Source organism: Morganella psychrotolerans, assembly GCF_001676055.1.
Classification (GTDB): Bacteria; Pseudomonadota; Gammaproteobacteria; order Enterobacterales; family Enterobacteriaceae; genus Morganella; species Morganella psychrotolerans_B.
Genome location: NZ_LZEX01000010.1, coordinates 53,078 through 67,816 on the forward strand (window position 1 = coordinate 53,078; position 14,739 = coordinate 67,816).

At 48.6% G+C, this 14,739-nt stretch carries 10 protein-coding genes, 1 tRNA gene and 1 pseudogene; 7 read left to right on the top strand and 5 right to left on the bottom strand.

What is annotated here, in order from left to right; translation table 11 throughout:
• Window positions 1-66: 66 nt before the first annotated feature.
• Window positions 67-963, bottom strand: a complete 897-nt coding sequence (rarD, locus tag AYY17_RS08135) for an EamA family transporter RarD (protein WP_067422851.1) — start codon at window positions 961-963, stop codon at window positions 67-69.
• Window positions 964-1,435: 472 nt separating this feature from the next.
• Between rarD and recQ the strand changes: the two are divergent.
• From recQ to yigL, 3 genes and pseudogenes are all read left to right on the top strand, one after another.
• Window positions 1,436-3,261: pseudogene (gene recQ / locus AYY17_RS08140) on the top strand (ATP-dependent DNA helicase RecQ).
• Between the two features lie 11 nt (window positions 3,262-3,272).
• Window positions 3,273-4,274 (top strand): lysophospholipase L2, encoded by a 1,002-nt coding sequence (pldB, locus tag AYY17_RS08145; protein WP_082981333.1) that lies wholly within the window; start codon window positions 3,273-3,275, stop codon window positions 4,272-4,274.
• Window positions 4,275-4,296: 22 nt separating this feature from the next.
• A complete protein-coding gene (gene yigL / locus AYY17_RS08150) occupies window positions 4,297-5,103 on the top strand; it encodes a sugar/pyridoxal phosphate phosphatase YigL (protein WP_067400856.1) in 807 nt (268 codons plus the stop codon).
• A 183-nt stretch (window positions 5,104-5,286) separates the two neighbouring features.
• Here the strand turns inward: yigL and AYY17_RS08155 are convergent, their stop codons facing one another.
• A complete protein-coding gene (locus tag AYY17_RS08155; protein ID WP_067422853.1) occupies window positions 5,287-6,588 on the bottom strand; it encodes an SLC5/6 family protein in 1,302 nt (433 codons plus the stop codon).
• Window positions 6,589-7,277: 689 nt separating this feature from the next.
• On the opposite strand from AYY17_RS08155, the gene AYY17_RS08160 reads away from it, so the two are divergent.
• On the top strand, window positions 7,278-7,829 hold the full coding sequence (locus AYY17_RS08160) for a hypothetical protein (protein WP_067422855.1): 552 nt from the start codon (window positions 7,278-7,280) through the stop codon (window positions 7,827-7,829).
• Between the two features lie 177 nt (window positions 7,830-8,006).
• Window positions 8,007-8,180, top strand: a complete 174-nt coding sequence (locus tag AYY17_RS21180; protein WP_082981334.1) for a DUF3761 domain-containing protein — start codon at window positions 8,007-8,009, stop codon at window positions 8,178-8,180.
• Between the two features lie 41 nt (window positions 8,181-8,221).
• On the opposite strand, the gene mscM is transcribed toward AYY17_RS21180, so the two are convergent.
• The 3 genes from mscM to rsgA all read right to left on the bottom strand — a co-directional run bounded on the left by mscM (window position 8,222) and on the right by rsgA (window position 13,668).
• Complete coding sequence (gene mscM / locus AYY17_RS08165; protein WP_067422857.1) at window positions 8,222-11,581, bottom strand: miniconductance mechanosensitive channel MscM; 3,360 nt, start codon at window positions 11,579-11,581, stop codon at window positions 8,222-8,224.
• Window positions 11,582-11,593: 12 nt separating this feature from the next.
• Window positions 11,594-12,529 carry an archaetidylserine decarboxylase gene (gene asd, locus AYY17_RS08170; protein ID WP_067422859.1) on the bottom strand — a complete coding sequence of 312 codons (936 nt, stop codon included), beginning with the start codon at window positions 12,527-12,529 and terminating at the stop codon, window positions 11,594-11,596.
• A gap of 89 nt (window positions 12,530-12,618) precedes the next feature.
• Window positions 12,619-13,668: a small ribosomal subunit biogenesis GTPase RsgA gene (rsgA, locus tag AYY17_RS08175; RefSeq protein ID WP_067400867.1), complete on the bottom strand. Its 1,050-nt coding sequence runs from the start codon at window positions 13,666-13,668 to the stop codon at window positions 12,619-12,621.
• 152 nt (window positions 13,669-13,820) lie between these two features.
• Between rsgA and orn the strand changes: the two genes are divergently transcribed.
• A complete protein-coding gene (gene orn / locus AYY17_RS08180) occupies window positions 13,821-14,378 on the top strand; it encodes an oligoribonuclease (RefSeq protein ID WP_067422861.1) in 558 nt (185 codons plus the stop codon).
• Between the two features lie 225 nt (window positions 14,379-14,603).
• Window positions 14,604-14,679 (top strand) — tRNA-Gly (locus AYY17_RS08185).
• Window positions 14,680-14,739: the final 60 nt, after the last annotated feature.

The window sequence follows — 14,739 nt, forward strand, 5'->3', positions numbered from 1 at the left end:
AGCCGGCCTCCCTTCGTTTCTCGCTGACTGCCGCACTAATCACGGGTATCAGTGCGGCATGATAAATTACGCTTTTTTGTAGCGGTGCCGCTGGGTATAGAGTGCATCCAGTGTGAAGACAATCAGGCCCGCCCAGATAAAGGCAAAGGTGATTAACCGCTCCGTTGAAATCGCCTCACCGTATACCATTGTCGCCAGAACAAACATCAGTGTCGGCCCGATATACTGGAAAAAGCCCAGCGTAGAGAGGCGCAGATGATTAGCCGCTTCCGTAAACAGCAACAGTGGCACGGTCGTAATAATACCGGCGGCAATCAACAACAGGTTCAGTGTCAGCGGATTGAGCAGCATATTGCTGGTGGCGCTGTCAGCGAAGAAAAGCAGATAAACACAGGCAACCGGCAGCAGCCACAGGGTTTCAATCAGCATGCCGCCTTGTGCATCCACACCCAGTTTTTTACGCAGCAAACCATACACGCCGAATGTCATTGCCAGACTCAGTCCGATAACCGGCACAGTGCCGAACTGCCAGAGCTGGATAAGCACGCCGGTGCAGGCGAGAGAAACCGCAAACCATTGCAGACGACGGAAGCGTTCGCCCAGGAAAAGCATCCCGAACAGCACGTTAACCAGCGGATTAATAAAGTATCCCAGGCTGGCTTCCAGCATATGGTCATGGTTCACCGCCCAGATATAAATCAGCCAGTTCGACGCAATGGTACAGGCGGTAACCGCGAGCAGCAGCAGCTTTTTCGGCTGGCGGATAATCTGGCGGATACGCGGCCACTGGCGTGATACCGTGATAAGCAGGATCATAAAGAAGAACGACCAGATTATCCTGTGTGTCAGGATCTCATCGGCAGGAACTTCTTTGATCATTTTGAAATAAACCGGGGCTATTCCCCAGATAAAGTAAGCGCCGAGAGCACAAAGGACGCCTTTTACTGTCTGTTGCTGGCTCATGATAGTCCAAGTCTGAATAAGAAAGAGAGAAAACAGCCCTTTGGGGGGATTACATTTATATTGAAATTAGATTGTTATCATATAATTAATCACGTAACTAATTATAAGTAAAGCGTGATCATCTGCCGGATATTTGACCGGTCAGGAGACGTTAAAAAGATGTGAAAGTTTAACGTGCATCACAAAAATACACCAGCAGGGACGCAGAAAAAAGATTAGGCACATACCCTTATTCATTCAAACCGCAGGTTCGTTGGCTGCACTCAGCTAGCCGGGTCACATAGTTTATCTATGCTCCCCGTCTATCTTCCTTTGCCGCCTTCCTGCATCTTGAATGACGTTGGGTATAGATCGAATATCTGTTCCGGATGTGCGGATACTCTGTTATCTGATGCCAATCTGAGCTAGCATAGGAACATCTTTTCACCGGCAGAATGCATTGCCCGGATTTCTACTTCACCTGAGGAGCTGCGTGTCTACCGCTGAAGTTATCAACACCCTGCCTGATGCTGACGCTATCCTGCGCCAGGTCTTTGGTTATCAGCAATTCCGTGCCGGTCAGTCCGATATTATCGCGACCATTACCGCCGGACGGGACTGTCTGGTCGTCATGCCGACGGGCGGAGGAAAATCACTCTGTTATCAGATCCCCGCACTGATGTTGCCGGGTCTGACAGTTGTTATTTCCCCTCTGATCTCCCTGATGAAAGATCAGGTCGATCAACTGCGCCTGCTCGGTGTGGAAGCCGGATACCTGAACTCAGCGCAGACACCACAGCAGCAGCAACAGGTTATCGAAGGCTGTCATAATAACCGCATCCGGATGCTCTATGTGGCACCGGAGCGCCTGCGGATGGGCAGTTTTCTTCAGCAGTTACAGCGCTGGCAGCCTTTGCTGCTGGCAGTGGATGAAGCACACTGTATCTCACAATGGGGGCATGATTTCCGCCCTGAATACAGTGCGATTGGTGAACTGCGCCAGTATTTGCCGGATTTGCCGATTATTGCACTGACCGCCACGGCAGATGACACCACGCGCACAGATATCAGTGCGCGCCTGCGGCTCAATGACCCGCTTATCCACATCAGCAGCTTTGACCGCCCGAATATCCGCTACACGCTGGTGGAAAAATACAAACCTTTTGATCAGCTCTGGATGTTTGTCCGCGGCCAGAAAGGTCAGTGCGGTATTATTTACTGCAACAGTCGCAATAAAGTCGAAGATGTTGCCGCGCGCCTGCAAAAACGCGGGCTGAGTGTTGCGGCGTATCATGCCGGGCTTGAGAATTCACAGCGCGAATCGGTTCAGGATGCCTTTCTTAAAGATAACATCCAGGTTGTTGTTGCAACGGTTGCGTTCGGCATGGGAATTAATAAATCCAACGTCCGGTTTGTGGTGCACTTTGATATCCCGCGCAATATTGAATCCTATTATCAGGAAACCGGTCGTGCCGGGCGTGACGGCGTCAGCGCCGAAGCGGTTCTGTTTTATGATCCTGCGGATATGGCATGCTGCGCCGCTGTCTGGATGAAAAACCGGCCGGTCCGCAAAAAGATATCGAACAGCATAAGCTGAATGCGATGGGCGCGTTTGCGCAGGCGCAAACCTGCCGCCGCCTGGTGCTGCTGAACTATTTCGGCGAAAACCGCCAGACGGCCTGCAGTAACTGTGATATCTGCCTTGATCCGCCGAAACAATTTGACGGGTTGCTTGAAGCACAGCAGGCGCTTTCCTGTATTTACCGGGTCGGACAGCGCTTCGGGCTGGGGTATATTGTGGATGTGCTACGCGGCTCAAATAATCAGCGGATCCGCGAATACGGACACGATAAGCTTTCTGTTTACGGAATAGGCAAAGACAAAAGCCAGGAACACTGGGTCAGTGTTCTGCGCCAGATGATACATTTAGGACTGATAACGCAAAACATCGCGAATTATTCTGCATTACAATTAACTGAATCCGCCCGTCCGGTTCTGCGGGGCGAATTGCCTCTGCAACTGGCGGTTCCGCGCATTCAGAATGTAAAACCCCGCCAGACAGCGCGTACTTACGGGGGCAATTATGATAAAAAGCTGTTTGCTAAATTGCGTAAGCTGCGTAAATCCATTGCTGATGAAGATAATATTCCGCCGTTTGTGGTCTTCAATGATGCCACATTAATTGAGATGGCGGAGCAGTGCCCTGTCAGAGCAAATGATTTACTCTTGATAAATGGTGTCGGAGAGCGGAAACTGGAACGATTCGGCAATGCGTTTATGGCCCTGATCCGGGAGCACCTTACCGGGACCGATGACTAAAGGAGTACTCTATGCTGTCACCGGATAGCCTGAAAGCAGCCTGGCTGGAACGCGAGGCGCAATACTCTGCCTTTGTGAACGGCCCGTTGCTCGACTTCTGGAACCAGCGGGATGAGCGTACTTTCCAGGGCGCGGACGATATCACTATCCGTTATGTGCAGTTTACCCGTCCCGCACACACTAAAGTGTTGGTTATCAGCTCCGGCCGGGGCGAAAGTTACGTTAAATACCCGGAAGTATTATTCGATTTTTTTCATCAGGGCTTTGATATCTTCATTATGGATCACCGCGGGCAGGGGCTTTCTGACCGGATGCTGGATGATCCGCAGAAAGGTCATGTCGAACGTTTCACCGACTATATTGATGACTTTGCCGCGTTTACCAATACCGCCCTGGCAACAAAACACTATACCCGCCGTTATGCACTGGCGCACTCGATGGGCAGTGCAATATTGAGCGGATATCTGTTACGCGAGCCGGATACATTCCGTGCCGCGGTATTATGTGCCCCGATGTTCGGCATTAAATTACCTATGCCGATGTGGCTGGCAAATATGATTGTGAACCGGGCCGACAACCGGCCTTCGGAACGCAATGAGTATGCGGTATCAACCGGGAGGTGGCAGCCGTTGCCGTTTTTAATCAACGTGCTGACTCACAGTTACCCGCGATACCGGCGTTACCTGCGTTGTTATGCTGACTATCCGGCTTTGCGTCTCGGCGGACCCACGTATCACTGGCTACGCGAGAGCATTGATGTCGGACAGCAGATAATTGCGCGGGCGGGAGAGATTACCACTCCGCTGATGGTGCTGATGGCATCAGAAGATAAAGTGGTCGACAATCGGGAGCTGCTGGCTTTCTGCGAAAATCGCCGGAAAGCCCGGACAGGAAAGGAAGAAGAACAATTGCCCCTGACGTTTGAGGGCGCATATCACGAAATCCTGTTTGAAGAGGATGCATTGCGTGCAGTTGCACTCAATGCAATTTGCCAATTTTTTGAGCGACACTAACCCAATCCAGGAAATCTTGAATATGTATCATGTAGTTGCTTCGGATTTAGACGGAACACTGTTATCACCTGCACACAGTTTAACCCCATATACAAAGGAAACGCTTCGTCTCCTGACTATCAATAGCGGCATTAATTTCATTTTTGCCACAGGCCGCCATCATATTGATGTGGCGCAGATCCGTGATTCTCTCGGCATTGATGCCTTTATGATAACCTCCAACGGCGCGCGTGTTCATAACACGAAAGGCGAGCTGGTTTTCAGTCATGATGTGGACCCGGATGTGGTCCGCGAGCTGTGCCTGATGGAGTTTGATAACCCGGATCTTCTGACAAACTACTATCGCGGTGATAACTGGTTTATCAACCGCGAAAGCCCTGAACAGAAAGAGTTTTTTCAGGAATCCGTGTTTATGTACGAATTATTCGACCGGCATGATTTTCCGGTTGATCAGGTCTGTAAAGTTTATTTCACCTGTGACGACCATGAAAAACTTGTGGCGCTGGAAGCTAAAATCCGCGTGCGTTTCGGCAACCGGGTAAATGTCAGTTTCTCTCTGCGCAGCTGTCTGGAAGTGATGGCAGGCGGTGTATCCAAAGGTGAGGCACTTCAGCAGGTCGCAGAGTCTCTGGGTAAAAAGCTGGATGACTGTATTGCATTCGGTGACGGTATGAATGACCGGGAAATGCTGGAGATGGCAGGAAAGGGCTGTATTATGGCCGGCGCACATCAGCGTCTGAAAGATATTCTGCCGGAGATGGAAGTTATCGGCTCAAATGCCGATGATGCAGTTGCACATTATCTGCGTCGTTTATATCCGCAGTCATAATTTATCTGTACCCAACGTCATTCAAGATGCAGGAAGGCGGCAAGGGAAAACAGACGGGGAGCATACATTAGTATGTGACCCGGCTGGTTGAGTGCGGCCAACGAACCTGCGGTTTGAATGGATAAGGGTATACAAATAAAACCGCTGAGGCAGGATATACCTCAGCGGTTTTTTATTCTGTAATCAGGAGAATGCCAGGAATGGCGACACGCATAACAGAATACCGGTAAAGATAATCAGGTAAAGCGATGTGCCTTTATATTTATGTAGCATCGGGACTTTATAGACTAAATACGCAGGAATAAGGCAACCGACCATACCGAAAATCGGGCTGCATATTGAGGTGAAGCGTAATACCGGTGCATTGAGAATAATAGCTCCCCATGCGAGCAGTACTGCAAATAACATAATACCGTTTTTCACCCAATTTTCATTAATACGATCAGCAGGCATCATACGTTGCAGAATATTCATCACAATACCTTGTGTCGCTTCACGAAAGCCAAGGTAAACCCCGAAGAAAGCGGTCATTACAGCGAAAATATTCAGCATAACACTCACTACAGTTACCCAGCCGCCGGGAAAGAATTTAGCCGCGATCGCCAGTGCAGAAATATTTTGCTCGTAGGCTTTGACGGCTTCTTCATGACCCATTGCCAGGGTAAATGACACGGCATAGAAAAAGACGGTACAAAACAGAATAGCAAAGGCGATATTCATTGCCCGCAGTGCTTTGTAACGTGCAACTTCGCGGTTAACGTTCTGGCTGCGAAATGATATCACCATCGGACTGAGTGTCTGAATAAACAGAATAGATGTCAGTGTGAAAGGCAGTGTAATGATAGCTTCTTTAATTAAGCGTCCTGTCGGTGGTAACGCACCAATATTATACAGATGCCACATTCCGATCATTGAAATACCGAGTGCTGCGACAACAAAGAGTTTTGTCAGCACCATAAAGCTTGATAGTTTAAATAATAATTTTTCGCCACGGGAGGATATAGCGACTAAAATACAAATCAGTACCAGTCCGTACCAGGGGCTGTCAGACAGTAATCCCTCAGTAACACCAAATGTCTGAAAATATGATGCGCTGTCATTTGTGATGGCGGTGGAATAAACGAACATCCAGATAACCAGCATGATGAAGTAAAGTGCGCCTAATAAAATTCCCCAGTTCTTGCCCAGATAACCGGTAATGACACTCGGATAGTCTTTACACTCAGGTGATTCTGCCAGTGTATTAATAAACAAACGCTGAAACAGGTACATTGCCGGATAACCAATAACGGAAGAGAGCAGGAAAACCCATAATCCCATCAAGCCAACCTGAACCGGCAAAAATACAATTCCTGCGCCGATAGCCATACCAATACTCATTATTACCCAGCCGGCATCGGTGCCATCAAATTTAATTGCTGCCTGCCATTGTTCATCCGTCATTCCGGCCCTTTCAGGTGCGGAATTGGTCAATATTATCGCCATAAGTAACACCCTTAATATTTAAATCGTAGACAATGTTTTTTTAAATAAATGCGATTTAAACAACTTATTATTTAACAATTTTTTGTTATCAGCAGGTTTTTTGTTATACCTACTATCATAGTGGATATGTAAGAGAAAAAATAATGCTTTATGAACACTGAAGGATAGGGGGATATAGAAAAAAGTTCTCTTTTAAGGGCAATGCATCGCAAAAAACTCTATTTAGCACAGAAAATAAAAACCAGAGGTATTGTTAGTTTATGAATTTAAGGTAAGAGGTTATTTTATAAGGTAATAAACTATCTGACCCGGCAGGCACCACGCCGCTGACAAATCTGCAAATTGAAGGAGTAAGGGGATATAACCCCCATTATTTTGAGTGAGCTATCACACTGTAAATGATAATGACTATTAGATATGGCGATTATATCGAATATTATGTGTAAATTGTCTGTTTTTGGATGAATGTACTTCATCTTTCTGGCTGTATATCTACTTCACAGAAAAAAAAAGACCGTTATTTATTCCTATAGTATCGGATAACGTATTCTGATATATAAACAGGATCATTGAGATACAATTAACTTTAAATATCACAGTAACAGATACCGGCGGACATGTTCAGTGTTAATCATGAACATGATATACGCTGTAATTCTATGAATTTTAATAAATAATCAGGGCTGTATATGTATAAAAAACGCAAAATTGCATTTGCAGTATCGGGCATTATGTTACTGCTGCTTGCCGGTTGTGATAATGAAGATACTAAACCGAAAGATACTGCATCTGTTTCTGCTTCAGTGCCGGCCGGAAACTGGCAGGTAAAGCCGGGGAAATTATCTTCCGCCAATGCTGAAGATATTAAGGCCGATTTAGCGTTATTAAATGCGATAATTAATAAATCAAACAGTGAGAACAGTCGTTTATTAGCTGAAATAAATAAGGTGAAAAATGACGCGGAAAAAGTAAAAGAGATATTACTTAAAAATTTTGAAAATCAATCTGCCATTGAAGGTGAGATTATGGGGCTGACGTTCAAAAGTGGAGAAGTACAGGATATCCGTACCCAAATTATCAGTAATATTATGCTGACAAAAAGAATGTATGATGCGGTCAAAAAACCGGATTTTGATCTCACAAATCCCGGCGATGAATTTAAGCAATTAAGTGCGCAGTCATTTCAGATGCAGCAACAGATTGGTATGGCGCTGGATAAGCTGAATCAGGAATATCCGTAATCTTCACTGTTTGGTCAGTACATACCGTTATTTGTGATAATGGTCGTGAGATTTAACAAAATACTCAGGTACATTGAGTAAACAGATCAGCTGCAGATAGCGGTTGGTCTGATAAAAATAATAATATGATAAAGAGTGATTCGGTATTATTAATGTGTGGTAGTCAGGAAATATCAGATGAAAAAAATACTATTTTTTATATGTTTAGTTTTTTCATTTAATTCGCTTGCGTATATTACAGACGATCCGGATGACCCTAATATAAAGGCTGTGTGCAGAGACGGCTCTTATTCAACATCGACAGGGCGCGGTACCTGCTCTCACCATGGTGGTGTGGATCATTATTTATAAGTGATAAAGAAAGCCGGTGATTACCGGCTTTTTTTGTTAAATTACAACCCGCCAGACTTTCTCATCGGATTACGGCCGGAGAGATTTTTAGTGCCGCTGCGCAGAATATTACCCACCATATCCACACGCGCTTCAAATGGCGGGAACGGCAGAATAATGTTGTTTTCTGCGAAGCTGCGCAGAATGCTTTGATGGATCTCATGGCGTGCCGGCAAGCGGTGCCCCATTTCTGCAGCATAGGCACGCAGTTCAAATATCTGAATTCCCTGTTGTAAATCAACCAGATAGGCTTCCGGGCTTGGAGTGTCGAGGATCATCGGAGAATCCTGCGCCGCCACCAGAAGCAGAATGGTCACTTGTTCCGGATTTGCATCAGCAGGCACCGGAATAGTCAGTACAATACGGGTCACCGTGTCAGAGAGCGACCAGTTGATAAACTGCTCGGTGATAAAGGCTTTGTTCGGCACGATTATCTCTTTGCGGTCCCAGTCGGTCAGGGTGGTGGCACGGGTGTTGATCCGCGTGATGCTGCCGGTCAGGTCACGGATAGTAACGGTATCACCGATACGGATCGGTTTTTCAAACAGGATCATCAGACCGGACACGATATTCGCGAAGATCTCCTGTAACCCGAAGCCTAACCCGACCCCCATTGCCGTCACAAACCACTGCATTTTCGACCATTCGATCCCGATCAGGGAGAAACCAACAATTCCGCCGATTAGGGTGATGGTGTATTTGGTCAGCGTGGTAATGGCATAACCGGTGCCGGGTGTCAGATCCAGATGCTGTAACAGAGCCAGCTCCAGCAGTGCCGGCAGGTTGCGCACCAGCTGAGTGGTGATAATAATCACCAGTATGGCGACAAAGATTGATCCGAGTGTGATCGGCTGGAGGGTATCCACGCCATTAATACTGCTGGTGACATCCCACAGCCGGATATTTTCCAGGAAGGAGAAGGCGGTATGCAATTCTGACCACAGCAGAATACAGGAGACCAGCGCTATCATCGTCAGTATTGAGCGGACTAACCCGACCGACTGCGCACTGATGGTATCAAGGTCAATCACCGGCTCTTCAATTTCGATAACACCTTCGGCACTGTTGGCATTACTGTTTACATTGCTGTCATCATCACTTTTGGCACGCTGTGCCAGAATTTCCGCACGGCGCTGTTTGGCGCGCTCAAAGGCGATACGACGGCGCTGAAGCAGCATCCACCGGGTGATAATATTGTATACAACCAGCAACATAAACCAGATTGCGACAGAGGTTTCCAGGCGTCCGAGCAGGGCCTGCGAGGTTGCAAGATAACCCAGAAGCGCTGCCAGTGCCGCGGCAACCGGAGCCAGCAGGAGCAGCCACCACATCCCTTTACTGATGACGTTATCACCACTGCCGTGGCGATCCAGATAAAGCGGAACTTCCGCCCGGCGCAGGCTGCTGGTGATGACAAACAGTGCCACACATAGCAACAGGAAGCAGAGACGTCCGAGGGTTGGTGCAAATTCGCGCTCATTGAAATGCTCAAATGTTGTCATCGCCATCATCAGCGGCACAATGACAAAAATAGAGAGCTGATAGAAGCGCATGACCCGTTTGACCCGCACTTCCGGCCAGCGGAACTGTGCGATAAACAAGCCGTTCGGACGGGCAAAGGTTGCACAGAACATAAAGAGCCAGAGAACCGGGGTGGTTGCACTTACACCGTCACCGATCGCTTTTGCAATCGGGTACTGCCAAGCGTTCTGTAACCCGTAGCCGATAGCAGACCAGAGCACCGGCAGCGGTAGTGAAACCAGTACTGACCAGAACAGTGTGCGCAGTGTGATAGAGAATCTGTCGAGGGTCACTTTCCCGATACGCTGACTGGTGCGGTCTAAAAATGCCTGATAGTGACGACGGTAGTTCAGACCGACAAACGCCAGCAGCAGTGTACTGATGATATACAGTGAAATTTCCCTGTTCTGCCAGGAGAACATGGTTTTGAACGCACCACCCAGTTGCGCCAGAGTATCCAGCGAGAGCAGTTTGTTCAGACTTTGCAGTACTTCAATCGGATAATTAAGGTAAACCGGCGTGGCATCAGCGACCCAGAACAGATAACGGTGGGTTGCGTCACGCACTTCAATCAGCACATCGCTGAGCTGACTGGTCGCGACTTTAAGCTTTGTCAGTTCAAGAATTTCGGTGTCATAGCCGGAGAGCAGGGAATTGAGCAGCTCTTTGCGGCTCTGAATCAGCTGATGATAAAGTTCAGCCTGATTTTGCGGAAAAGAGGCTATCAGTGGTGAATCGGTTTCAGTTTCAGCAGGAAGTGCATCGAGCATATTTTCATATTTCAGGCGCTCGACACGTAAGTCTGTAATGTCTTTATCCAGCTTTTGCTGCTTCGGCATTTCCGGCAGACGGCTCAGTTGCGCCCGCAATGCTTCCCCGAGAGCGGTGGAGCCGTTGAGCCACTGTGCCTGTTCCTGGATGGTACCGAGAACCTGACGCGCTTTCTGGATATCATTAGCCGCCTGGCGCTGCATATCACCAATCTCACTCATGTGTGCGGCCTGATTATTCAGATCCTGCGAGAGTGCACGGTTGGTTTCAATTTGCGACATCAGAAATTGCGGTAAATCGCCTGCCTGCTCTGCAAGCAGTTCGGTGCGCTCAAGCGCCAGTTCTGCTTTCTGCTGGCGTTTACCATTGAGAACGCTGCGCAGTTGCTGAAGCTCAAGATCAAGGCGCTGATAGCGCTTGCGCAGTAATTCAAGGCGGATGCGGGTCAGTTCCTGGCGGTTATTGGCCGAAAGTTGTGCGAGTTCGAGTTCATTGACGGTGGCTTTACGTGCCTGTACTTCAGCCAGTGCGAGCGTTGCCTGCGCTTCTGCCAGCGGTGTCAGCGGGATATTTAAGCTTTGCTGGCGGCTGGCGGCTTCATTCAGCAGGCGGCGGGCTTCGGATTGCTGCTGCGGCAAAACAGTGAGGGAGTCACTGATTTCGCGGTTTTTATCCTGTTCCTGCTGTAATAATCGTCCCTGCTCCAGTAACTGTCCGCTGAGCTGAATAGATTGCTGCTCAAGCTCGGTGATGGGACGCGTGGTCAGAATTTTGGCAGGTGAATCACTCTCTTCCAGCAGTTGCTGGCGCAACTCTCTGACCAGCCGGGGAAAATTATCAATGGTGTCCTGGTAGCTCTGTGCTCTGGCGTCAGCCGCTTTACTGTCAGTCAGCCAGTTAAGGGTCGCCTGCAGCGCCTGTGCCATCTCAATATCTTTCGGATCTTTACTGCTTTCAATCCGTTTTAATTCCCGGCGTATCTGTGGTTCATCAATATCCGTTGCCGCGTAAGCCGCAGTCAGCGGGGAGAGAAGAAAAACCGCCAGTAAAAATGAGATGATCAGGCGCACAGGGGAGAGTCCTCAGTTGGTCGCAGTGGCGTCCGGTTGTGAGTCAGCGACGGTTTCTTCCGGCGTCTGCGTTTCATTGTCGGCGCTGATGCGGGTTGCCATCAGTTCGCCCATACGGGTTGAGACCCCGTTTGCCAGTGCGCTGTTCAGTGTGACAGTATCTGCCGGAAACAGGTTGATGACCGTGGAGCCGAGTTTAAAGCGCCCCATTTCTTCCCCTTTTTTCAGATTAACCGCGCAGACACTGTCTTTGGCCGGATACGTCCAGCGCTTGATAATGCCTTCACGCGGCGGGGTCACCATACCGCACCAGACGGTTTCCATACTGCCGACAATGGTTGCACCGACCAAGATTTGCACCATCGGGCCGAAGTCGGTATCAAACACACAAATCAGGCGCTCGTTACGGGCAAACAGGTTTGGTACATTTGTCGCCGTTAACGGGTTTACAGAGAACAGGTCACCCGGCACATAGATCATTTCGCGCAGATGTCCGTCACACGGCATGTGGACACGGTGGTAGTCACGCGGTGATAAGTAAGTGGTTGCAAACTGCCCGTTACGGAACAGGTCAGCTAACTGCCAGTTACCTGCCAACAGTGCTTCCAGCGAATAATTGTGTTTTTTTGCCTGTAAAATCTGATCGTCGCGGATAAGCCCGAGCTGGCTGATGGTTCCGTCAGCCGGCAGTGCCAGTGTATCGCTGCCTTTTACGACCGGGCGGACATCCTCTTTTAGTGTGCGGATAAAAAATTCGTTGAAGGTACTGTAAGCGATAAATGCGCTCTCTTTCGCTTCATTCATATCCACTTTGTAGGCTTTGGCGAATGCCTTGATAACCAGTTGTGTCAGCCAGCCAAGTTTCTTATTGGCAAAACGGCCCGCCAGTTGAGTAAGCCACTGTTTAGGCAATAAATATTGTAATTTTATTTTAAGAGTATCCAGCACATCAACCTCTGGTATTGTTTGCTGTCAGCCGGTTTTTCCGGCGAAATCTGAACAAAAGGGGGCTATTGTACCTGTGCTTATTGCGCTTGTCAGTCTTCACCGATCGTAAAGTTACGGCGTGGTTTAACCTGGGCCATACTTTCCAGGATCCGGTGATAATTTTCAAAGCGTTCTTTGCAGATTTTACCCTTTTCCACAGCATCCCGCAGAGCGCAGCCGGGGTCGTCCCCGTGTTTGCAGTCGCGGAATTTACAGTGACCCAGATATTCACGAAACTCGGTAAACCCGAGAGTGACCTGTTCCGGTGTCAGATGCCACAGACCAAATTCACGCACGCCCGGAGAGTCAATCACATCCCCGCCATGCGGAAAATGATACAGACGTGAGGCGGTTGTGGTGTGTTGTCCCAGCCCTGAGTTATCAGAAACATCATTAACCAGAATGTCATCCATTTCCGGCAGCAATGTGTTCAGTAAGCTGGATTTACCCACGCCGGACTGACCGGCAAAAATAGAAATCCGGCCTGCCAGTTCGGCAACAAGCGCATCCATCCCTTCACCGGTGTGACCCGATACTTCCAGAACCCGGTATCCGATATTACGATAGATGTTCATTAATTCATTGACCCGGACACGGCTTTCGTCATCCAGAAGATCAATTTTATTCAGGACGATAAGTGGCTCGACACCCAGCCTTTCGCAGGCAACCAGGTAACGGTCAATGATATTGAGTGACAGCTCCGGTAAAATCGCGGAGACAATGACAATCTGATCAATATTTGCGGCAATAGGTTTAATGCCGTCATAAAAATCGGGACGGGTCAGCACAGACCGGCGATCGTGTACGGCTTCAACAATGCCGTTTACACGTCCGGTTTCGGCATTTTTCAGCGCAGGGCGCCAAAGCACACGGTCACCGGTCACCAGGGATTTGATGGTGCGGCGCATATTACAGCGCTGTACCGTGCCGTCGGCCGCTTCAATATCGGCATGCTGACCAAACCGGCTGATAACCAGCCCTTCCAGGGCGTCACCGAACAGGCTGTCATCAGGTTCAGGTTTCCGCTCCCGGCGCAGTGTCCGTTGCTGATTCGCCTGAACACGCCGTTCCTGACCTTTGGAAAGTTTTTGTTTAGCCAACGAAACCTCGTCTGTCTGTATACTATATTTGAAGGTGCGGCCTGTGTGCTGACTCGCAGACAGACCGGTAAACCGCTATAATACACCATAAATTTTATGCGTCATCCTTCAATCGGTTGGCGCAGATCTATTGATAAACTATAGGATATAAAATGACTGTTAGTGAACAGAATAGCGAACAGAACCTTATCTGGATTGATCTGGAAATGACCGGGCTTGATCCTGAGCGCGACCGGATTATCGAAATTGCCACGATTGTCACGGATGCCAACCTGAATATTCTGGCCGAGGGACCGGTTCTGGCGGTGCATCAGTCCGATGAGCAGTTAGCTTTAATGGATGAATGGAATGTGCGAACTCATAACGCCAGTGGATTGGTTAAGCGTGTACGTGACAGCCGTTTTTCTGATGCACAGGCGGAGCAGGCAACAATTGAATTTCTGGAAAAATGGATACCAAAGGGTATTTCGCCTATCTGCGGAAACAGTGTAGGGCAGGATCGTCGCTTTTTATTCCGTTATATGCCGCTGCTGGAGCAGTATTTTCACTATCGCTATCTGGATGTCAGTACGTTGAAAGAGCTGGCCCGCCGCTGGAAACCTGAGGTGCTGGATGGCTTTACCAAGAAAAATACCCACCAGGCTCTGGATGATATCCGCGAGTCAATTGCTGAGCTCGCTTATTACCGTGATACGTTTATCCGGTTGTAAGCCCGGCTGGGTGATTCCGGGCTGTATGATTTTTGTCCGGTAAGCGTCTGGTGTTTGCTGTTTTGCGTATTTCATCGTAATTTTGCCGTTTTTATCGGCGGTTGAATAAAAAAATTCATTTTTTCGTGCCGGAGGGCTTGCCAGAAAATGAATTTTTCGTATAATGCGCTCCCCATACCGAGATAGATTTTAAATCTGAACCGGTGTGAGCAAATTGCAAAATATGCGGGAATAGCTCAGTTGGTAGAGCACGACCTTGCCAAGGTCGGGGTCGCGAGTTCGAATCTCGTTTCCCGCTCCAATTTTGTAAGTTGTCAGGTAGTATGCCGTTTTTGATGCGGGAATAGCTCAGTTGGTAGAG

What these genes read in the sequence shown, in the direction of transcription:
- rarD (WP_067422851.1), bottom strand. Translation starts at nt 963, where the DNA reads ATGAGCCAGCAACAGACAGTAAAAGGCGTCCTTTGTGCTCTCGGCGCT.
- pldB (WP_082981333.1), top strand. Translation starts at nt 3,273, where the DNA reads ATGCTGTCACCGGATAGCCTGAAAGCAGCCTGGCTGGAACGCGAGGCG.
- yigL (WP_067400856.1), top strand. Translation starts at nt 4,297, where the DNA reads ATGTATCATGTAGTTGCTTCGGATTTAGACGGAACACTGTTATCACCT.
- AYY17_RS08155 (WP_067422853.1), bottom strand. Translation starts at nt 6,588, where the DNA reads ATGGCGATAATATTGACCAATTCCGCACCTGAAAGGGCCGGAATGACG.
- AYY17_RS08160 (WP_067422855.1), top strand. Translation starts at nt 7,278, where the DNA reads ATGTATAAAAAACGCAAAATTGCATTTGCAGTATCGGGCATTATGTTA.
- AYY17_RS21180 (WP_082981334.1), top strand. Translation starts at nt 8,007, where the DNA reads ATGAAAAAAATACTATTTTTTATATGTTTAGTTTTTTCATTTAATTCG.
- orn (WP_067422861.1), top strand. Translation starts at nt 13,821, where the DNA reads ATGACTGTTAGTGAACAGAATAGCGAACAGAACCTTATCTGGATTGAT.